Origin of the sequence: Paracoccus sp. SSK6, from assembly GCF_039770665.1 — a bacterium.
Taxonomy (GTDB): Bacteria; Pseudomonadota; Alphaproteobacteria; order Rhodobacterales; family Rhodobacteraceae; genus Paracoccus.
The window spans coordinates 14,078-32,985 of sequence record NZ_JBDPNJ010000017.1; the positions used below are offsets into that span (position 1 = coordinate 14,078).

Below are 18,908 nucleotides of genomic sequence, written 5' to 3' on the forward strand. Positions count from 1 at the left end.
CTCATCCTGTTGTGCCGGGCGATTCAAGCCGCCCGTCGATGGGGCGATTAGGGCGCATCGACCGCAGGCGGTCAACTGCCTTCTTGGCCGCCATCCAGCGGCAGGTCCATGACGATCGCGTCCAGATCGGGGGCGTAATAACGCCGCCTGCGCCCGGCCTCCCGCCAGCCCGTGGCGCAATACAAGGCCCGCGCGGGGGCGTTGTCGGCGGCCACCTCCAGAAAGGCGCGGCTGGCGCCCCGCCCGCGTGACGTGGCGGCAAATTCCGCCAGCAGATCGCGTGCGATGCCCTGGCGGCGGGCCTCGGGGGCGACGGCCAAGGTCAGCAGCTCGGCCTCGTCCGCAACGGTGCGGCCCAGCAGGAAGCCATGGGGGCCGGTCAGCAGGAAAGCATGGGGGCTTGCCAGAAGGTCGGCGAACTCGGCCTCGCTCCACGGACGGGGCAGGGTGAAGCAGCGCGCGTGTAGCGCGGCAAGCTGGTCGGGGGTCACGGCAGGATCAGCGGCGGCGCATCGCGCGCAGGCGCCGCGTCGGCAGGGCGCAGGTAAAGCGGCGCGGGGCGCAAGCCGGGTGTGGTGCGGCGGGCCAGGGCGATGCGGGCGATTGCGACAACGGTCGGAACCAGCGGTTCCGCCAAGGCAGGGCCCGGCGGCAGCGAGCCTTGAATCGTCTGGTGCGGCCGGCTTTCCTCGCCGCCGAAATCCTGCCAGACGACCTGATCGGCGCGCAGCGGCAACACGACGCGGCAGGGGCGGGGCAGGTCCAGGGCCGCGGCCTCGGTCGCGCTGACGCCAACCGCCGGGATGCCCAGCGACAGCGCCAGCCCGCGCGCGGCGGCGACCGCGATGCGGATGCCGGTGAAGTTGCCCGGCCCGATGCCGACGCCGATCACGTTCAGGTCGCGCCAGCCCAGACCCGCACCGGCCAGCAGGCTTTCCAGCAGCGGAAACAGCCGCTCGGCCTGGCCCTTGGTCATCTCCTCGGACAGATGGGCCAGAACGTCGTTCCCGCGCAGCAAAGCGGCCGCGCAATGCGCGGCCGATGTGTCGAAGCCAATGGCGACGGGATCAGGCAACCGGCCGGACCTCGATCACCTCGGGGATGTAGTGGCGCAGCAGGTTCTCGATCCCCATCTTCAGCGTCAGGGTCGATGACGGGCAGCCCGCGCAGGCCCCCTGCATGTGCAGATAGACCACGCCCCGGTCGAAGCCGTGGAAGGTGATGTCGCCGCCGTCCTGCGCCACAGCCGGGCGGACGCGGGTGTCCAGCAGTTCCTTGATCTGGACCACGATGTCCGAATCGGGGCCGTCATGGCTGGCATGGCCCGTGGTGTCCGCCTTGCCTTCGATGGCGGGGGCACCGGACTGGAAATGTTCCATGATGGCGCCCAGGATCGAGGGCTTGAGGTGGTCCCAAGGCTGGTCGTCGGCCTTGGTCACGGTCACGAAGTCGCGGCCCAGGAAGACGCCGGTCACGCCGCCCACGGCAAAGATGCGCCTGGCCAGCGGAGAGGCGGCCGCGGTTTCGACGGCGGGAAAGTCCGCCGTGCCGCTGTCCATGACGATGTCGCCCGGAAGGAACTTCAACGTCGCGGGGTTCGGGGTGGTTTCGGTTTGGATGAACATGGACCATGACTCCTTTGGAAGGGGATATGGCGATGCGGGGGCTGCGGGTCAAGCGGGCCGGGGCGGTCAGGTGATGGCTTCCAGCCTTTCCTTGGAAATATCGGCGGGCACGATGGTGATGGGGCAGGGCAGGGTGGCGGCTTCCCGCAGCAGCCGGGTCAGCAAGGGGTTTTGCGCCGACTTTTCCGAATTCAGGCCGATGGCGACAATGCCGATCTCGGGGTCTTCGTTCAGATAGGCCAGCAGCTGTTCGGCGGGATCGCCTTCCCGGACGACCAGTTCGGGCTCGACCTTGGGGCGCATCCGCATCCACTTCGCGAAAACCTCGAAATGCGCCTCGATCCGCTCATAGGCCTCGGCGCGCATCACCTCGGCCACGCCGAAGCCGTGCTGGATCTCGTTCGGGGGGATGACCGCAAGGACCGTCACCGCGCCGCCGGAATTCGATGCCCGCATGGCGGCGAACCGCATCGCGTTCAGACATTCCCGGCTGTCCTCCAGCATGACCAGAAACTTGCGCATCCCTTGCCTTTGCGTTGCCTGTGCCCGGCCCGACAGTGGCCCCTTTGCCATGGTCGCGCAAGTCATTCGGCGGATTGCCGCAGGGGCGGTTTTCATACTTCCGTCTATATGCTACCCGCAACAGGGAACGAGTTGTTGCAGGGCGGGCATTGTGACGATCCACCACGACTGGGACAAGACCCCTTCGGCGCGGCTCGCGGCGCCGAAGATGGCCTGGTTCGCGATGCATCCCGATCATGTCGGCAAGCCCTCTCCCCGCCGCAAGCGTTTGTTCGACATCGCGCTTGCGCTGATCCTGCTGCTGCCGCTGTCGATCGCCATGGGGGTGGTGGCGATCCTTGTGCTGATCCAGCAGGGCCGCCCGATCTTCTACGCGGCCGAGCGGATGCGGGCGCCGGGCCGGTCCTTCACGCAGTGGAAGTTTCGGACCATGCTGGCGGAGGAAGGGGATTTCGGCGCCACCGGCGCGCACAAGCATTGGCGCATCACGCCGCTGGGCCATTTCCTGCGCAAGACCCGCCTGGACGAGTTGCCGCAACTGTTCAACATCCTGCGCGGCGACATGAGCTTTGTGGGGCCCCGCCCCCCCTTGCGCGAATATGTGGAACGCTTTCCGGCCGTCTATTCGCAGGTGCTGAAAAGCCGCCCCGGCGTGACGGGGCTTGCCACGCTGATCTATCACCGCCACGAGGACCGGATCCTCGCCCGCTGCAAAAGCGCCGAGGCCACCGAACTGGCCTATTACCGCCGCTGCCTGCCCGCGAAGCTGAAGATCGACCTGATCTATCAGCGCCACCGCGACCTGCGGCTGGACCTGTGGATCATGTGGAATACGCTCAAGATCGTGCTGGGCAAGGATGAACGCCCGCGCAGGCGCGGACGTCCCTAGCCCGCGAACGGATCCTGCGGATAGCCGGCCCCGCACAGATACAGGCCATGCGGCGGGCAGACCGGCCCGCATTCGGCGCGATCCCGCGCGCCCAGGGCCTGCGCCACGCGATCCGGCGGCCATGACCCGGCGCCGACCCGTTCCAGCGTGCCCACGATCGACCGGACCTGGTTGTGCAGGAAGGACCGCGCCCGCAGGTGAAAGCGGTATTCGCGGCCATGGGGGATGTCGATTTCCTCGATGCGGATCTCGTCCAGGGTCTTCACCGGGCTTGCTGACTGGCAGATCGAGGAGCGGAAGGTGGTAAAGTCGTGCAACCCCACCAGATGGGCCGCGCCTTGGCGCATCGCGTCAGCATCCAGCGGGTTCAGCACCTGCCAGACCAGCCCCCGGTCATGCGTGGCAGGCGCGCGGCGGGCCTGCAGGCGGAACAGATAGCGCCGCTCGGTTGCGGAAAAGCGGGCGTGGAAATCGTCCGCCACGCGCGCGGCGGCTAGCACCGCCACCGGCGCGGGCTTGAGGTGGAAGTTCAGCGCCTCGGCCAGGCGGAAGGGATCCCAGTCGCGCTCCAGGTCGGCATGGGCGACCTGCGCGGTGGCATGGACACCCGCATCCGTGCGCCCTGCCGCCGCGACCCGTGCGCCTGCCGCAAAGCCGGGATCCAGCCGGGCCAGGGCGGTTTCGACCGCGCCCTGGACCGACGGCTGGTCGGCCTGCGCCTGCCATCCGGCAAAGGGGCGCCCGTCATATTCGATCTTCAACGCAAAGCGCGGCATCGGGGATCAGCGGGCCTTGTCCCGGCCGGGGTTCAGCAACCCGTCCAGGAAACGGGCGGTCTCGGTCCGGGGCGCTTCCAGTTGCGCGGGTTCGCTGGCGCGCACGCCTTCGCGCGCCAGGCGGTCGCGCAGGACCGAGATCTCTATGTCCAGATCGGACTTGTCGCCCTCCAGCAGGCGGCGCGACTTGGCACTGAAATCCTTTTCCAGATCGTCCAGGAAGGTCTCGTAGGACTGGCGTACCGCCGGATCCTGGGTGCGGCGATACAGATCTGCGAACTTGGCTGTCGCATCGCGCGCGCCCATCAGATAGACGCCCATGTATCGCCGCGCCGCCGACAGGTCGCCGGGATTGCTGCGCACGCGGTCGAACAGATCCTCGACCGTCGCGGCAAAGCGATCCACGCGCGCCTCCAGCCAGCGGTCGCCGGTGCGGCGGATCGCGTCGCGGATCTGGACGAGGTGCCCTTCGCCTTCCTCGATCATCTTCCGGGCGCGTTCCCCCTGGAAGTCATCGACGCCCGCCATGCCCTTGTCGCGCATCGGGTCCGCTCCGAAGGCCAGCCAGTGCAGCACAATGCCTGTCGCCCCGATCAGCCCCGCGCCCGCCAGGCTGCCGGGTTCGGCTGCTCCCAGCCCCAGGCCAAGGCCCGTCAGCACGCTGCCGAACAGCTTGCGCGGGATGGCCGGGCGGCGGGCAACGCGGCGGACCTCGTAGGCGGCCTCGGCAGCCAGGCCTTCGCCCGTCATCCACATGGCGCTGGCGATCACGCCGAAGGCGGCAAGGCTGCCTGCCATCCCGGCGGGATCCTGGAAGAAGGCGCCGAACAGGAAGGGCAGCGCCGCGAGGGTGACGTATTTCGGGCGCCCCGCCAGCCGGTGCCGGATCGGCGCCGCAGGGACCGGGTTCAGATTGCCGTTCTGCGGCCCCATTCCGGGCGAGAAGCGCCCGCCAAAGCGTTTCGCCATGCCCCTTACCCCGCCCCGAACGAGGCATAAAGCGTCACAAGAACCAGCAGATAGAAGCTGAGCCTTTGGAGGGCGTTCCGCGACATGCCTGTTTCTTTCCTTCAGGGGCCGCCATGGCCCGTCCCGTTTCTATATCGGGATTGCGGACCCGATTGCAAAGATCAGGGGCGCGGAAACAGCCGGTCAAGCGCATTGTCCAGCGGCGCCGGGTCTTCCAGGCTCAGGCGCACCGGCAGGGTCATCACCTTGGGCCGGAAGGACCGGGGCAGGCGGGCCGCGTCCTTTTCGGTGGTGACAAGCTGCGCGCCTGCCAGCCGCGATTCGGTTTCCAGGCGGGTCAGCAGGGCGGGGGTGAAGGGCTGGTGATCCTCCAGCGCCTCGGCCCGGACCAGGTCGGCGCCAAGCCCGGCCAGCGTGGCGAAGAACTTTTCCGGGTGGCCGATGCCCGCGAAGGCCAGGACGCGGTGGCCCTGCCAGTCCATGCCCATCTGCAGGGGCGCCAGATGGCCGCGCAGATGGGGCGGGTCTTCGGGCGCGGTGAAACGGGCCTGCGCCTCGGCCGGGCCGATGGACAGCAGCAGGTCGGCGCGGGCAAGGCCCATCGCCACGGGTTCGCGCAGCGGCCCGGCGGGGATGCAGAGCCCGTTGCCGAAGCCCTTGGCGGCATCGACCACGACCAGCGACAGGTCATGGGCCAGCGCCGGATCCTGGAAGCCGTCGTCCAGGATGATCGCCTGCGCCCCCTCCGCCACCGCCGCGCCCGCGCCCGCCAGCCGGTCCTTGGCGACCCAGACGGGGCCAAAGGCCGCCATCAGCAGCGGCTCGTCGCCCGTCAGCGCGGCGGCGTGGCGCGCCTCATCGACTCGCAGCGGGCCTTCGGCGCTGCCGCCATAACCGCGCGAGACGACATGGGCGGCAATGCCGCGCGCCTGAAGGGTCTGCTGCAGGTGGATGACGGTGGGCGTCTTGCCGGTGCCGCCCGCGTTGAGGTTGCCGACGCAGATCACCGGCACGCCCGCGCGCGCCCGAGCGCCCCCAGCCAGCCGCCGGGCCGTGGCGCGGGCATAGGCGGCCCCCAGGGGCGTCAGCAGCCGCGCCGCCAGGGTGGGCGGGCGTTGATACCAGAAGGCGGGCGCGCGTTTCATGTCCTGGCCTTTCCGATGGCGTCAAGAACGGGTGCGCAGATGCGCATGGTCACGTCCGCGCCGCCCGTGCTGATGGTCCAGGCGTTGCTGGCCAGCGTGGCGATCAGGTCGGGTTGCGAGAGTTCGGCGATGGCGTTTGCCAGACCCTCGGCATCGGCGACCTGCCGGGCCGCGCCCGCGCCGCCAAGCTGCTGCCATTCGGTGGCAAAGCGGTCGGTGCGCGGGCCATGCACGATGGCGGAGCCCAGGGCGGCGGGTTCGAACGGGTGGCGGGCAGCAGAGTCGTCGCCCCCCAGCGTGCCGCCCAGATAGGTGACGGGGGCCAGGCGATACCACAGCCCCATCTCGGTCGGGCCGTCGGTCAGCATGACCTGAACCTCATCGGTCGGATCCTCGTCCAGCGACCGGCGGGCCACCACCAGGCCGCTGGCCTCGATCTGTTCGGCCAAGGGGTCGATGCGGCCGGGGTCGCGGGGGGTCAGGAACAGTAGCGCCCGGTGGGACTGGGCCAGGGCCGCGTGATGGGCGGCCAGCACGGCCTGCTCCTCATCAGGCGGGACGGATGCGGCCAGCCAGGCGTGGCGGCCGCGCAGAAGCTGGGCCATGATAGATCGCTCGGCCTCGGAACAGGGCAGGGGATCGCGGATCTCGGCCACCGGACCGGTCATGGTGACGCGCTTGCGGTCCGCGCCCATGCGCAGCGCGGTGGCGTAACTGGCGGGATCCGTGACCAGCACCGCCCGCATGGGGCGCAGCAATTCGCGCCGCGCCAAGGCGCGCAGGGTCCAGCCCGCATCCTCGGGCGCAAGGCGCGCCTCGGCCAGGATGATGGGGATGCCGCGGCGGCTGGCGGTGCCGATCAGGGCGGGCGGCAGCTCCGACCCCAGCAGCAGCAGGGCCGCCGGACCCGCCTTTGCCAGCGTCTCGGCCGCCTGGAGGCCCAGGTCGGGCACCTCCAGAATCCGCAGGTCGGGGCGGGCGCGCATCAGGCGGCGCTGGACCTGCGTGAATGCCACCCGCGCATCGGGCGAGACATGGACCGGCAGCAGCGGCCCGTTGCCCTGCGGGATCTGCGGCGCGGGCGCGCTGTCCTGCACCCCCGCGCGGCGGTCCTGCAGCCACAGCCCAAGCCGCCCGATGCCCCATCCGCCCTTCATCGGGATCAAGCGCCGGGCCGTCAGCCCTTGACGCCAAGCTCCTCGGTCGGGCTGGCGGCGGCTTCCTCGTCGCGCAGGCGGTGCAGGTGGGCAATGAAATAGCGGGTATGGGCGCTGTCCACGGTCCGCTGCGCCTCGGCTTTCCAGGCGTCATAGGCGGTCTGGTAGTTGGGGAAGATGCCGACGATGTGGATATTGTCGGTGTCGCGGAACTGCGTGCCCTGCGGGTCGATCAGCTCGCCCCCGAAGACAAGGTGCAGGCGCTGGGTCATGGGTGTGTCCTTGATGGTTGTCCGCGCCAAGCCTAACGCGGCGGTGCGGCAAGATGAAGCGGCAAGCCGGGGGACTTCACGTCCCCCGGGCCCCCTGTGGGATATTTGGACAAAGGTGAAAGAGCCGTCAGAGACCAGCCAGTTCCATGATCGCGGCCCATTCCGCGTCGCTGACCGGCTGCACCGACAGGCGCGAATTGTTGACCAGCACCATGTCCTGCAATGCGGGTTCCTGTTTCGCCTGGTCCAGAGAGAGCGACCGGAGCAGGGGCTTCACGGCCTTGATGTCCACGCATTCCCATTTCGGATCGCCGGCGGTGCTGTCGGGATGGGCCTCGGCAATCACCTGAACGATTCCCACGGCCTCCTTGCCGATGTTGGAATGATAGAACAGGCCCAGATCGCCCACCTTCATGGCGCGCATGAAGTTGCGGGCCTGATAGTTGCGCACCCCGTCCCATTCCTCGCCCGCCTCGCCCTTGGCGACCAGGTCGTCCCAGCTGAACACGTCGGGTTCGGATTTGAACAGCCAGAAGGCCATCAGCCGACCACCTTCTTCCATTCGGTGATCTCGACCGATTCGAACAACCCGGCCAGGCCATAGGGATCGCTGGCGGCCCAGGCCTTCGCCGCATCCATGCTGCCGGCTTCCAGCACCAGAAGCGATCCGCGCATCTCGCCCTCGGTCAGCATCGGGCCGCCGAACAGCACCACGCCTGTATCGCGGACATAGGCCAGGTGGGCTTCGCGGTTGGCCATGCGGGTTTCCAGGGCACCGGGTTTGTCGCGGCAGATCAGGGCGAAATGGGGCATCTCATTCCTCTTTCAGGGGACGGGTCATCAATTGAAGGGCCGCATCTTCCACGGTCATGCGGTTGTCGGCAAGGCGGGCGACCATGGCGGCGATGGGCATGTCGCAGCCGATCCGGTCGGCAAGGGCCGCGACGGCGCGGGCGGTGGCGGCGCCTTCGACGGTGGTGGCGGCGTCGAAGGGCTGGCGGGCCCCAAGCGCCTGGCCATAGCGGAAGTTGCGCGACTGCGCGGATGTGCAGGTCAGCGTCAGGTCGCCCAGGCCCGACAGGCCGGTCAGCGTCTCGGGGCGTGCGCCAAGATGCGTGGCAAGGCGGGTCATTTCGGCAAAGCCCCGTGTGATGATGGCGGCGCGGGCGCTGTCGCCCAGGCCCGCGCCGATGACGACACCGGCGGCGATGGCGATGACGTTCTTCAGCGCGCCGCCCAGTTCTGCGCCGGTCACGTCGGTGGTCCGGTAAAGCCGCAGGACGGGGGTGGAGAGCGTATGTTGCAGGGCCTGTCCCGCATGGCTATCGGCGCAGGCCAGCGTCAAGGCGGTGGGCAACCCGCGCGCGATGTCGGCGGCGAAGGACGGGCCGGTCAGAACCGCGACGGTGGCCTGCGGGCAGGCCTTGGCCAGCAGCGTCGAAGGCCCGGCAAGGGTGGACAGGTCGATGCCCTTGGCGGTGCTGACAAGGTGCCTGCCGTCCAGCAAGGGCGCGTGATCGGCCAGAAACCCGCCAAGCGCCTGGGTGGGCAGGGCCAGCAGCAGCGTGTCGGCCCCCGTCGCCATGGGCAGGTCATTGGTCACGCGAATCGCGGCGGGCAGGGTCACCCCCGGCAGGCGCGGGTTGTCGCGGCCCCAGCTTGTGTCGCGCGCCCAGAGCGTCACCGGTCCATTCGCAGCCAGCGCCACCGCCAGGGCCGTGCCAAAGGCGCCCGCGCCCAGGATCGCGACGCTCATGCCTTGGCGCCCTTCTTGCCGCCGCCCAGCATCGGGGCGGCGCTGCGGTCCAGCGGCCAGCGGGGGCGGGCGGCCAGGTCCATGCCGTCGCGATGGCCCAGGGCGAAGCGTTCGGCCCCCGCCCAGGCGATCATCGCGCCGTTGTCGGTGCAGAGCGCCAGCGGCGGGGCCAGGAAGCGCGCGCCCGCGTCCTGCGCCACCTGTTCCAGCGCCGCGCGGATGGTGCGGTTGGCCGCGACGCCGCCCGCCACAGCCAGCACCGGGGCGGGACTTGCGGCCAAGGCGCGGCGGGATTTTTCGGCCAGAACCTCGGCCACGGCTTGCTGGAAGGCGGCGCAGAGATCGGCGCGGTCCCCCTGACGCAAGCCGCCCTGGTCCGCGATCAACTGGTCGCGCAGCCGCAGCGCGGCGGTCTTGAGACCCGAGAAGGACATGTCGCAGCCGGGCCGGTCCAGAAGCGGGCGAGGCAGGGCGAAGCGGTCGGGATCGCCGTTCGCAGCCTCGGCTTCCACCGATGGTCCGCCGGGCTGCGGCAGGGCCAGGAGCTTGGCCAGCTTGTCGAAGGCCTCGCCCGGCGCGTCGTCGATGGTGCCGCCCAGGCGGGTGAAATCCTGCGCGCCGTCCACGCGCAGGAACTGGCAATGCCCGCCGGATACAAGCAGCATCAGATAGGGAAAGCCGATCCCGTCCGTCAGGCGCGGGGTCAGCGCATGCCCCGCCAGGTGGTTCACGCCCACCAGCGGCAGGCCCGCACCTGCGGCGATGCCCTTGGCGCACATCACGCCCGCCATCACGCCGCCGATCAGCCCCGGCCCCGCCGTGACCGCGACGGCCGTCACATCGGACAGCGCGACGCCCGCCTGCGCCAAGGCCTGCTCGACCACCAGATCCAGCCGTTCGGCATGGGCGCGGGCGGCGATTTCCGGCACGACGCCGCCGAAATCGGCGTGAAGCGCGGTCTGGCTGCTGACGATTGATGCCAGGATCTGCCGGTCGCCCGTCACCAGGGCGGCGGCGGTGTCGTCGCAACTGCTTTCGATGCCAAGGAAAATCGTCTGGTCGTCCATGCTCTTGCCGGGCGGGGGAATGGCGCTTAGGCCTAAGGCCCTAGCATCGGCCACGGGGGATGCCAATGTCCAGCGCCACGCAGCCCGTCCTGCTGCTGACCCGCCCCTTGCGGGATTCGCAGCGTTTCGCGGCCATGCTGCCGGAATGGCGGGCGGTCATTTCGCCGATCCTGCGGATCGTGCCGGTGGATCACGACAGCCGCCCCCTGCAGGATGCGCCGGGGCTGGTTTTCACCTCGGCCCATGCGGTGGCGTCAGCCGGGCCGGGACGGGGACGGCTGGCGCTCTGCGTGGGCGGGCATACGGGCGCGGTGGCGCGCCGCGCGGGGTTCGACGTGCGGACGGGCAACGGTTTCGCCGAAAGCCTGCTGCCGCTGATCGAATCGGCGGGCGTGCCGCTGATCCACCCCCATGGCCGCCATCTGGCAAAGCAACTGCCGGTGCCGGGGGTGGTCGTCTATGACCAGCAGGCCCTGCCCCTGGACGACGCGGCGCAGGCGCTGCTGGCGGGCGAGGCTCCGGTCGTGCTGCCGCTGTTTTCCCCGCGCAGCGCGCGGCTGGTGGCGGAAGCCGCGCGGGGGGCGCGGGCGCCGCTGTGGCCGGTCGCGATCAGCCATGCCGCGCTGGCCGCCTGGGACGCCCCTGCGGCGCGTTGCCGCGTCGCCGACGCGCCCGACGTGCACGCCATGGCCGCCGCCGTCCGCAGCCTTTCCCCAACGGAACAATGATGCGCAGGGCGGGTTGAGAAGGCGCCCCCGGCTGATTAGGCTGCGGGCCAAGCGCGGCCAGGCCTGCTGCCGCGATGACGGGGACAACACGTGAAAAAGCCAGACGAGACCAGACGCCCTAGCCCAAAAGACATTTCGCGGGACCAGACGCCCCTCATGCCGAAAAAGGAAGCCGCCCAGCCGGGCGTGATCGCGCAGGCCGATATCGGGCCGGGCGAAGGCACGGCAGCCGCTGCGACCGGCGGAGAGATCAGGCCCATCGAATCGACCCTGCTGGGCGACGGCGCCGGGCAGCATCCGGCCGCCGACCGGAAACCTCCCGCCAGGCCGGGGGACGCGTCGAAGGATGCCCCGGCGCAGATGGCGCTGCGCGATACCCCGGCCTCGGCCCCTGCCGCAACGCCCGCGCCCGCGCAAAACGTGACGGTGCAGAAGACCGGCTTCTGGCCCGTGTTCCTGGGCGGCGTCGTGGCGGCTGGCCTGGGGTCGGCGGCGACGATCTGGGCGCTGCCGCACCTGCCCGCAGGCTGGCTGCCCCCGCAACCCGCAACCCAACCCGCTGAGGCGCCGCAGGTCGATGTTGCCGCCCTCCGCGCCGAGGCCGTCAGCGCCGCCGAGGCCGCGACGGCGGAACAAATCGACGCGCTGCGAGCCGAGCTTGCGGCGCAGCTCCAAGCCGCCCCGGCAGAGGACACTCCTCCGGGTCCTTCGACCGAGGATATGGCGGCGCTGCGCCAGCAGATCGAACAGCAGGCCGCGCAAATCCAGGAACTGACCGCGCGTCCGCAGATCGACCCGGACCTGGCCGCCCGCGTGCAGACCCTGGCCGATCAGGCGGGCACGCTGGAACAGCAGATCCAGACCGCAGCCCAGGCCGCGCAGGCGCAGATCAACGCCGCCCAGGCCGAGGCGCAACAGTTGCAGGAAGCCGCCGCCCAGACCACCCGTCGGGCCGAGGCCGTGGCCGCCATCGCGGCGCTCCAGTCCGCGCTGGATCGCGGCATCACCCCGGACGAGGCGCGCCAGACCCTGGAAGGCGCGGGGATCGAGACGCCCGAGGCGCTGACCCGCGAAGTGCCCAGCCTCGACAGCCTGCAGGCCAGCTTCCCCGAAGCCGCGCGCGCCGCCCTGCGCACCTCCCTGCGCGAGGAAAGCGCGGCGGGCAACGGCAGCCTGTTCACCAACTTCATCCGCGCCCAGACCGGCGCCCGTTCGGTCGAGGCACGGGAGGGCACGGATCCCGACGCGATCCTGTCCCGCGCCAATGAGGCGGTCGAACGGGGCCGCATCGCGGATGCCCTGGCCGAGATCGGGGCCCTGCCGGACGAAGCCAGGGCGACCCCCGCCATGGCCGACTGGCTGAACGGGGCCACGGCCTATCGCGACGCGCAGGCGGCCTTGTCCGACCTGTCCGCCCCTGCAAACTGAGGTCCGGGCATGTTGCTGTCCCTGCTGAAAATCCTATTCTTCTTCGCCGTCGTCCTGGTCATTTCGCTAGGCGCGGTCCACCTGTCCGAAACCGGGCAGATGCTGCGCATCGAATACGGGGGCACCGAATACGCCCTGACCCCGGTCAAGGCGATCGTCGCGCTGCTGGTTTTGATGGTACTGGCCTGGCTGGCCTTCAAGGCGTTGGGCCTCGCCCTGGCCTTCATCCGCTTCCTGGCGGGGGACGAGACCGCCATCGACCGCTATTTCGCCCGATCCCGCGAGCGCAAGGGCTATGCCGCCCTGGGCGAGGGGATGCTGGCGGTCGCATCCGGCGAAGGCAAGCTGGCGCAGGACAAGGCCGCGAAGGCCGAGAAATACCTGAACATGCCCCATATCACCAACCTTCTGTCCGCCCAGGCGGCCGAGGTTGCGGGCGACAAGGCCCGCGCGGGCCAGGTCTATCGCACGCTGCTGGAGGATGACCGCACCCGTTTCGTCGGCATCCGCGGGCTGATGCGCCAGAAGATCGACGAAGGCGACACCGCGACCGCGCTGCTGCTGGCGCAGAAGGCCTATGCCCTGAAGCCCAAGCACCGCGATTTGCAGGACACGCTGCTGGATCTGGAGATGCGGGAGCGTGATTGGAAGGGTGCGCGGCAGTTGCTGAAGGACAAGCGCAAGCAGGGCGAGTTGCCCAAGGACGTGCACATCCGCCGCGACGCGGTCCTGGCCCTGCAGGAAGCCAGCGAAGTTCTGGCCGAAGGCAATTCGATCAGCGCGCGCGAGGCCGCGATTTCGGCCAACAAGGCCTCGCCCGACCTGATCCCGGCGGCGGTGCTGGCCGCGCGCAGCTATGTCGCGCAAAAGGACTACCGCAACGCCTCGCGCGTGCTGGAAAAGACTTGGTCGGTGCGTCCGCATCCCGATGTGGCCGCGGCTTACGCCGAGATCGTGCCGGACGAGACGCCCGCCGCCCGGCTGGCCCGCTTCGACCGCCTGATCGCCAAGAATCCGAACGACGAGGAATCGCGCCTGCTGCGCGCCGAACTGCTGCTGGCCGCCGAGGATTTCCCCGGCGCCCGCCGCGTGCTGGGCGATCTGGCCGAAAAGCATCCGACCGTGCGCACCCTGTCGATCATGGCCGCCGTGGAACGCGGCGAAGGTGCCGATGACAGCGTCGTGCGCGGCTATCTGGCGCGGGCGCTGACCGCGTCGCGCGGGCCGCAATGGGTCTGCGACAAGTGCCACAACGTGATGTCCGACTGGGCGCCGGTCTGCGACAGTTGCGGCGGCTTCGACACGCTGACCTGGCGCGAGCCCGAGAGCGTCCGCTCGGTCGCGACCGCCACCAGGGGCGCCGAGATGCTGCCCCTGCTGGTCGGCGCCCCGAAGCAAGAGCCCGTGGCCCCGGAGCCTGACATGGAAACGGTCGCGGAAGCGCCGGTGCAGGATACCGCACCGGAAACGCCCGTGGTTCCGCCCAAGGCCCGCCGGATCGAGGTCGCGGATGTCGCCCCCGGCATGGTGCCGCGCGAAAGCGATTATGTCACCTTCGAGCCTGCCCGGACGATCACCACGCCCGAGCCTGCGCCGGTTCCGGCGGATGTTCCCGCGCAGCCCCTGATCCTTCCCGATGAGCCCGCTTCCCCTGACGGGAAGGAGCCGGTTCCGGTCCGGCCCGACGTCCTGCCGCCCGAAGACGCGGACTGGACCGAGGGCAAGACCCGGCCCTGAACGAAGGGGGGCGCAAAAAAATGCCGCGCCCCCTTTTCCCCCGGCGCGGAAGCTGCTATCCGGCGCGGCACAACCAGATGCCGGTGTAGCTCAGCTGGTAGAGCACGTCATTCGTAATGATGGGGTCGGGGGTTCGAGTCCCTTCACCGGCACCAGGTTGATCCAGAAACGGCCAGTCCCCCGGGGCTGGCCGTCTGCATTTCCAGATCGCAAAGATGGTGCGGGCGGCGGGACTTGAACCCGCACGAGCGAAGCTCCAGGGAGTTTAAGTCCCATGCGTCTACCATTCCGCCACGCCCGCGCCCCTGTGTCGCTAATGGGCGGGACGGGGATTGGCAAGGGTGTCAGGCGTTGCGCTCCTAGAAGCTGCGGGTGGGGCGGTCGAAGACCTTGCGGCCCATCAGGCTGCCGACCAGATCGACCATCAGCTTGGCCGTGCGGCCCCGGTCGTCCAGGAACGGGTTCAGTTCCACCAGGTCCAGCGACGTGACCAGCCCCGATTCGTGCAGCAGCTCCATCACCAGATGCGCCTCGCGGAAGGTGGTGCCGCCGGGAACGGTGGTGCCGACGGCGGGCGCGATCGAGGGGTCCAGGAAGTCCACGTCCAGCGAGACATGCAGCATCCCGTCCGCCGCCCGCACCCGCTCCAGGAAGGCGCGCAGGGGGGCGACGATACCCTGTTCGTCCAGGACGCGCATGTCGTTCACGGTGATGTCGATGGCCTGCATCGCGGCATGTTCCGCCGGATCGACGCTGCGGATGCCGAACATGCAGATGTTCCGGCCGGGCACCGGATGGGGGAAGGGCGGGAAGGGATCGAAGCCCGGCAGCCCCAGCGCATAGGCGATCGGCGTGCCGTGCAGGTTGCCCGAGGTCGTGGTCTCGACCGTGTGGATGTCGCTATGCGCGTCCAGCCACAGCACGAACAGCGGGCACCTCTGCCGTTCCGCATGGACCGCAGCCCCCGCCACCGTGCCAAGCGCCAGGGCATGGTCGCCGCCCATGATGATCGGCAACCCGTCCGGCAAGGCATCGGCCACGGCCTGGCGCAGGGCGTCGGACCAGGCGATCATCTCGGGCAGGTGATGGACGGCGGGGTTGGTGCAGGTCGCGGCGGGCGCGGGGCCGGGCACCACGTCGCCGCGATCCTCGACCGAGTGGTTGAGCGCGACCAGCGTCTGCGCCAGTCCCGCGACGCGATAGGCGGCGGGGCCCATCAGGCAGCCGGGGCGTTTCTGGCCTTCGTCGATGGGCGCGCCCAGGAGGATGCAGTGGGTCATGGGAGGCCTTTCGCTTGACGGATGTGTCGCCAACTAAAGGCGGCCCGTCCGCGAATGTCCACCGCCCGGCGTTACTGACGTACGCCCTTGAAGCGTTCCTCCCATTCGGTGCGCTGTTCGTCGGTGATCTTGGCGAACAGCACATCCGGCACGGTGAAGGCATGGCCGGCGGGCAGGGCGGTCAGCGCCGCCGCCACGTCGTCGGGCCAGCTGTCGTCGGTGGTGCCCATCGCCTCCAGCATGGCCTTGGCCGCGAAGGGGATGAAGGGCGCCGACAGGACGGCATAAAGCCGGATCAGGTTCAGGCCCAACCGGACCTGCATCGCGGCCTTTTCGGGATCGGTCTTGAAGGTGGACCAGGGGGCGGCGGATTGCAGGTATTCGTTGCCCAAGACCCAGATGGCGCGCAGCTCGGACGCGGACTTGCGGATCTCCGTCGCGGCCATGAAGCCCTCATAGGCGCGGATGCGGGTGGTCAGGGCCTCGATCAGCGCGGTTTCCTCGGGGCCGTGCCTGCCGCCTTCGGGAACGGTTTCGCCGAATTTCGACCGGCAGAACTTGGTGATCCGGCTGACGAAGTTGCCCAGCACATCGGCCAGATCCTTGTTCACGGATTGCTGGAAATTCTCCCAGGTGAACTCGCTGTCGCCGGATTCGGGCGCGTGGGACAGCAGCCACCAGCGCCAGTAATCGGCGGGCAGGATTTCCAGCGCATGGTCCATGAAGACGCCGCGACCCTGGCTGGTGCTGAACTGCCCGCCGTCATAGGTCAGATAGTTGAAGGACTTGATGTAATCGACCATCCGCCAGGGCTCGCCCGAGCCGATCAGGGTGGCCGGGAAGGACAGGGTGTGGAAGGGGACGTTGTCCTTGCCCATGAACTGCGTATAGGTCACGTCCTCGGCCCCTTCGTCGCGGCGCCACCAGCGGCGCCAGTCGGCATCCGCCTTGCCGTTGGCATCGGCCCATTCGGCGGTCGCGGCGATGTATTCGATGGGGGCGTCGAACCAGACATAGAAGACCTTGCCCTCCATCCCCGGCCAGGGCTGGTCGCCGCGCTTGACCGGCACGCCCCAATGCACGTCGCGGGTGATGCCCCGGTCCTGCAGGCCTTCGCCGTCCTTCAGCCATTTCTTCGCGATGGACGTGGTCAGGATCGGCCAGTCGGTCTTGCTGTCGATCCAGTCGCTGATCTGGTCCTTCAGCGCGGACTGGCGCAGGTAAAGGTGCTTGGTTTCCCGCACCTCCAGGTTGGTGCTGCCGGAAATCGCGCTGCGCGGGTCGATCAGGTCGGTCGGGTCAAGCAGCTTGGTGCAGTTCTCGCACTGGTCGCCGCGCGCCTTGTCATAGCCGCAGTTGGGGCAGGTGCCCTCGATATAGCGGTCGGGCAGGAAGCGGCCGTCGTCCACGGAATAGACCTGCTTTTCGCTGACCTCGGCGATATAGCCGTTGTCGGCCAGCCTGCCCGCGAAATGCTGGGTCAGCACGCGGTTGCGGTCGCTGGACGACCGGCCGTAATGGTCGAAGGACAGGCCGAACCCCCGCGCCAGGGCCGCCTGTTCGCCATGCATCCGCGCGCAGTAGTCGGCCACGGGTTCCCCCGTCTTGGCAGCGGCCAGTTCCGCCGGCGTGCCGTGTTCGTCGGTGGCGCAGATGAACATCACCTCGTGCCCCCGCGCGCGCAGGAAGCGGGCGTAAAGGTCGGCGGGAAGCTGGGAGCCGACAAGGTTCCCCAGATGCTTGATGCCGTTGATATAGGGCAGGGCAGAGGTGATGAGATGGCGGGCCATGGGATGCGTCCTTTGGGTCGGGCGGTTTGTAGCCGCGATGGGGCGCGATGGAAAGTGCCGGGGCTTGCCGTTCACTGCCGGACGGTGCAGCGTCGCGGCCATGATCGACGAATCCGAAATCACCTTCGCGGGAAGCTGTCTGGACCGCGCCGACCGGCTGCGCAGCGATGGGGCTGCCCTCGCGCGCCATCTGGCCGATCCCGCGACGCGGGTGCTGCCCTTCTGGCACGGCAAGCCGCTGTTCGATGCGGCGGATGCGGGACCAAGGCTGGTCTGGCTGGCGGCAAGCGACCCGATGGTCAGCGGCGCGGTCGCGACAATGCTGTTCCTGGGCCTGGACAGCGATGGCACCGCCCATTTCGCCGTCGAGCTTGCGGATTCGATCCGGCCGGACGGCGATGCCGCGGCCTTGTTCGGCCTGCCCGGAACCCGAACCTTCAGCGACCTGCGCGCCGTCCTGTCCCAGTTGGACCACCGCGACGCCGCCATTGCCGCCTCGGCCAAGGGCATCTTCGAATGGCGCCGCAGCCATGGCTTCTGCGCGAACTGCGGGGCGCGCAACAGCGTCGCCCATGCGGGATGGCGCTTCGACTGCCCGGCCTGCGGGCGGCAGCATTTCCCGCGCACCGATCCCGTGGTCATCATGCTGGTGCTGGATGGCGACCATGTGCTGCTGGGCCGCCAGCCCGGCTGGGACGAACGGATGTATTCGCTGCTGGCCGGATTCATGGAACCGGGCGAAACCATCGAGGAGGCCGTACGCCGCGAGGTCTTCGAGGAAGCTTCGGTGAAGGTGGGCGAGGTCCGCTATCTCGCTTCGCAGCCATGGCCGTTCCCGGCTTCGCTGATGATCGGCTGCGTGGCGCGGGCCGAAACGCGCGCCATCGCCATTGATCCGGGTGAGTTGGAAGACGCCCTGTGGGCCAGCAAGGCCGAGGTCGCCGCGGCCCTGGACGGGCAGCACGACCGCATCCTGCCCGCGCGCAAGGGCGCCATCGCCCAGGCGATCCTGCGCGCCTGGGTCGAGGGACGGGTGGCCTGACGCTTAGCGCCGCCGGTCGCGGCGCGAGCTCATCGGCTGGAAGGCCACGCTGACATGGGCCTCGCAATAGGGCTTGCCGGGCTGGCTGGGCAGGCCGCAGAACCAGAACTTCTCGGTCGCGGGGTCGCCGATCGGCCATTTGCAGGTGCGCTCGGTCAATTCCATCAGCGTCAGCTTGCGGGCGCGCTTTTCCACTTCGCGGACCGAGGCCAGGGTTTCCGGGCTGATCTCGTTGGCGGAAGGCTGCGGGGGCAGGGGCTGGCCTGCGGGAACGATGGGGCGGCGCGGGACGGGGGTAAAGACGGGCTGGCTCACGGGTTCTTCCGGGGCGGGGTCGGCCGGCGCGGCGGCGACGGCGGGCTGGGGTTCGGGGCGGACAGGTTCGGCTGCGGGCTTGCGGTCGATCTTCTTTTCCGCCCCTGATCCGATGGCGGGTTCGGGGGCAGGCGCGGGGACGGGTTCCGGCTCGTCGCTGCGGTTGGACAGCCCCAGGCGGTGGACCTTGCCGATGACTGCGTTGCGGGTCACGCCGCCCAGTTCCTTGGCGATGGCGCTGGCCGACTGGCCTTCGGCCCACATGCGCTTCAGCGTCTCGACGCGTTCATCCGTCCAGGACATGGCTGCCTTTCCGGGCGTGCATCCGCGCCGCCCCATCTTGAAACCTGCGATTGCCCCCGTCAGAAACGGGATGCCGAGATTTAGCCGCCTAGCGCCAGAAATTCAAG

21 protein-coding genes and 2 tRNA genes are annotated in these 18,908 nt (G+C 69.4%); 6 read left to right on the forward strand and 17 right to left on the reverse strand.

The window, feature by feature from the left end:
• Positions 1-71: 71 nt before the first annotated feature.
• The 4 genes from rimI to AAIL68_RS11965 all read right to left on the reverse strand — a co-directional run bounded on the left by rimI (position 72) and on the right by AAIL68_RS11965 (position 2,147).
• Complete coding sequence (rimI, locus tag AAIL68_RS11950) at positions 72-491, reverse strand: ribosomal protein S18-alanine N-acetyltransferase (RefSeq protein ID WP_347140004.1); 420 nt, start codon at positions 489-491, stop codon at positions 72-74.
• Entirely contained in the window at positions 488-1,075 is a 588-nt protein-coding gene (tsaB, locus tag AAIL68_RS11955) for a tRNA (adenosine(37)-N6)-threonylcarbamoyltransferase complex dimerization subunit type 1 TsaB (protein ID WP_347140005.1), read from the reverse strand. The genes rimI and tsaB overlap by 4 nt, the downstream gene beginning before the upstream one ends.
• Positions 1,068-1,625 (reverse strand): NifU family protein, encoded by a 558-nt coding sequence (locus AAIL68_RS11960; protein WP_347140006.1) that lies wholly within the window; start codon positions 1,623-1,625, stop codon positions 1,068-1,070. Before AAIL68_RS11960 ends, tsaB begins: the two co-directional genes overlap by 8 nt.
• 66 nt (positions 1,626-1,691) lie before the next feature.
• Positions 1,692-2,147: a universal stress protein gene (locus tag AAIL68_RS11965; protein ID WP_347140007.1), complete on the reverse strand. Its 456-nt coding sequence runs from the start codon at positions 2,145-2,147 to the stop codon at positions 1,692-1,694.
• 151 nt (positions 2,148-2,298) lie between these two features.
• Between AAIL68_RS11965 and AAIL68_RS11970 the strand changes: the two genes are divergently transcribed.
• Entirely contained in the window at positions 2,299-3,036 is a 738-nt protein-coding gene (locus AAIL68_RS11970) for a sugar transferase (RefSeq protein WP_347140008.1), read from the forward strand.
• Here AAIL68_RS11970 and truA read toward each other — a convergent pair.
• The 9 genes from truA to tsaD all read right to left on the reverse strand — a co-directional run bounded on the left by truA (position 3,033) and on the right by tsaD (position 10,178).
• Positions 3,033-3,812 carry a tRNA pseudouridine(38-40) synthase TruA gene (gene truA / locus AAIL68_RS11975; RefSeq protein WP_347140009.1) on the reverse strand — a complete coding sequence of 260 codons (780 nt, stop codon included), beginning with the start codon at positions 3,810-3,812 and terminating at the stop codon, positions 3,033-3,035. The genes AAIL68_RS11970 and truA overlap by 4 nt on opposite strands.
• Before the next feature lie 6 nt (positions 3,813-3,818).
• The gene (locus AAIL68_RS11980; RefSeq protein WP_347140010.1) at positions 3,819-4,781 is read right to left on the reverse strand and encodes a 5-bromo-4-chloroindolyl phosphate hydrolysis family protein; all 963 of its coding nucleotides are present in this window, start codon (positions 4,779-4,781) and stop codon (positions 3,819-3,821) included.
• A gap of 161 nt (positions 4,782-4,942) precedes the next feature.
• Positions 4,943-5,926, reverse strand: coding sequence for a tetraacyldisaccharide 4'-kinase (lpxK, locus tag AAIL68_RS11985; RefSeq protein WP_347140011.1), 984 nt, complete (start codon positions 5,924-5,926; stop codon positions 4,943-4,945).
• Complete coding sequence (locus tag AAIL68_RS11990; RefSeq protein WP_347140012.1) at positions 5,923-7,083, reverse strand: glycosyltransferase N-terminal domain-containing protein; 1,161 nt, start codon at positions 7,081-7,083, stop codon at positions 5,923-5,925. The genes lpxK and AAIL68_RS11990 overlap by 4 nt, the downstream gene beginning before the upstream one ends.
• 20 nt (positions 7,084-7,103) lie before the next feature.
• Entirely contained in the window at positions 7,104-7,355 is a 252-nt protein-coding gene (locus AAIL68_RS11995; RefSeq protein ID WP_347140013.1) for a DUF4170 domain-containing protein, read from the reverse strand.
• Between the two features lie 127 nt (positions 7,356-7,482).
• Positions 7,483-7,896 carry an EVE domain-containing protein gene (locus AAIL68_RS12000; RefSeq protein ID WP_347140048.1) on the reverse strand — a complete coding sequence of 138 codons (414 nt, stop codon included), beginning with the start codon at positions 7,894-7,896 and terminating at the stop codon, positions 7,483-7,485.
• Positions 7,896-8,168: a YciI family protein gene (locus tag AAIL68_RS12005; protein ID WP_347140014.1), complete on the reverse strand. Its 273-nt coding sequence runs from the start codon at positions 8,166-8,168 to the stop codon at positions 7,896-7,898. Before AAIL68_RS12005 ends, AAIL68_RS12000 begins: the two co-directional genes overlap by 1 nt.
• A 1-nt stretch (position 8,169) precedes the next feature.
• Complete coding sequence (locus tag AAIL68_RS12010; RefSeq protein ID WP_347140015.1) at positions 8,170-9,111, reverse strand: NAD(P)H-dependent glycerol-3-phosphate dehydrogenase; 942 nt, start codon at positions 9,109-9,111, stop codon at positions 8,170-8,172.
• The gene (gene tsaD / locus AAIL68_RS12015) at positions 9,108-10,178 is read right to left on the reverse strand and encodes a tRNA (adenosine(37)-N6)-threonylcarbamoyltransferase complex transferase subunit TsaD (protein WP_347140016.1); all 1,071 of its coding nucleotides are present in this window, start codon (positions 10,176-10,178) and stop codon (positions 9,108-9,110) included. The genes AAIL68_RS12010 and tsaD overlap by 4 nt, the downstream gene beginning before the upstream one ends.
• 65 nt (positions 10,179-10,243) lie before the next feature.
• On the opposite strand from tsaD, the gene AAIL68_RS12020 reads away from it, so the two are divergent.
• From AAIL68_RS12020 to AAIL68_RS12035, 4 genes are all read left to right on the forward strand, one after another.
• Positions 10,244-10,906, forward strand: coding sequence for a uroporphyrinogen-III synthase (locus tag AAIL68_RS12020; RefSeq protein WP_347140017.1), 663 nt, complete (start codon positions 10,244-10,246; stop codon positions 10,904-10,906).
• A gap of 156 nt (positions 10,907-11,062) precedes the next feature.
• Complete coding sequence (locus tag AAIL68_RS12025; RefSeq protein ID WP_347140018.1) at positions 11,063-12,334, forward strand: hypothetical protein; 1,272 nt, start codon at positions 11,063-11,065, stop codon at positions 12,332-12,334.
• A gap of 9 nt (positions 12,335-12,343) precedes the next feature.
• On the forward strand, positions 12,344-14,071 hold the full coding sequence (locus AAIL68_RS12030; RefSeq protein WP_347140019.1) for a heme biosynthesis HemY N-terminal domain-containing protein: 1,728 nt from the start codon (positions 12,344-12,346) through the stop codon (positions 14,069-14,071).
• 79 nt (positions 14,072-14,150) lie between these two features.
• Positions 14,151-14,226: transfer RNA gene (locus AAIL68_RS12035), tRNA-Thr, on the forward strand.
• 61 nt (positions 14,227-14,287) lie between these two features.
• Here AAIL68_RS12035 and AAIL68_RS12040 read toward each other — a convergent pair.
• From AAIL68_RS12040 to metG, 3 genes are all read right to left on the reverse strand, one after another.
• Positions 14,288-14,372, reverse strand: a tRNA-Leu gene (locus AAIL68_RS12040).
• A 58-nt stretch (positions 14,373-14,430) separates the two neighbouring features.
• Positions 14,431-15,351: an arginase gene (gene rocF / locus AAIL68_RS12045; RefSeq protein ID WP_347140020.1), complete on the reverse strand. Its 921-nt coding sequence runs from the start codon at positions 15,349-15,351 to the stop codon at positions 14,431-14,433.
• A gap of 71 nt (positions 15,352-15,422) precedes the next feature.
• Entirely contained in the window at positions 15,423-17,141 is a 1,719-nt protein-coding gene (gene metG / locus AAIL68_RS12050) for a methionine--tRNA ligase (protein WP_347140021.1), read from the reverse strand.
• 100 nt (positions 17,142-17,241) lie between these two features.
• Between metG and nudC the strand changes: the two genes are divergently transcribed.
• Entirely contained in the window at positions 17,242-18,183 is a 942-nt protein-coding gene (nudC, locus tag AAIL68_RS12055) for an NAD(+) diphosphatase (RefSeq protein WP_347140022.1), read from the forward strand.
• Between the two features lie 3 nt (positions 18,184-18,186).
• On the opposite strand, the gene AAIL68_RS12060 is transcribed toward nudC, so the two are convergent.
• Positions 18,187-18,801, reverse strand: coding sequence for a GcrA family cell cycle regulator (locus AAIL68_RS12060; protein WP_347140023.1), 615 nt, complete (start codon positions 18,799-18,801; stop codon positions 18,187-18,189).
• Between the last annotated feature and the right edge of the window lie 107 nt (positions 18,802-18,908).